This is a genomic window from Rhizobium sp. 18055, assembly GCF_902706285.1.
In the GTDB taxonomy this organism is placed as follows: domain Bacteria; phylum Pseudomonadota; class Alphaproteobacteria; order Rhizobiales; family Rhizobiaceae; genus Rhizobium.
The window spans coordinates 1-583 of sequence record NZ_CACSKD010000121.1 but is presented as its reverse complement, the minus strand read 5'-3'; the positions used below and the strand labels follow the sequence as shown (position 1 = coordinate 583).

Annotated in this window: 1 protein-coding gene; it reads right to left on the bottom strand. The window is 74.6% G+C overall.

Going from position 1 to position 583, the window contains the following annotated elements; translation table 11 throughout:
• Window positions 1–496, bottom strand: a 496-nt coding sequence (locus tag GVL52_RS31685) for a glycosyltransferase (protein WP_160012686.1), incomplete at its 3' end; no start/stop codon positions are given.
• Window positions 497–583: the final 87 nt, after the last annotated feature.

Sequence of the window (583 nt, the reverse complement as noted above, 5' to 3'; positions counted from 1 at the left end):
GTTCCTGGAAGCCCCCGGCACGCAGGTAGGCGCCGGACGCCACGCCCAGGTTCGCGCCGTGGATGTGGCGGTGGTCCGGCCGGTCGTGGTAGGCCGCGCGGTAGCGCTGCTGGAGATCGTCGGAGTACCCGCCCCACTCGCGCACTTCCACGGTGCCGCAGACCGCCTCGCTCGCCAGTCCCAGCTGGGAGGCGAGCCAGTCGTGCGCCACGGTGCTGTCGGCATCCGTGAACCCGAGCCAGCGGGCGCCCGCATCGAGTGCGGCCTGCGCACCGGCGGCACGCGCCGCGCCCACGTTGCGACGGGTGAGGGTGAGGGTGCGCACGCCGTGCCGCCGGGCGATGTCGGCGGAGCGGTCGGAACACGCGTCGAGGGCGACCACGATGTCCACGCGCTCGCCCCGGAGCGCGGGATGCAGTGCGGCCGTGCGCAGTGCATGCAGGCACTCGCCCAGGCACGCTTCCTCGTCATGCGCGGGAACGACCACGCCGATCATGGCCGCGCTCCCGGCCACCGCATGGCAAGGCCCTGCCGCCGCGCAACCCGCTGCGACACGCTGGCCAGCATCGTCCGGCGGCGGCAC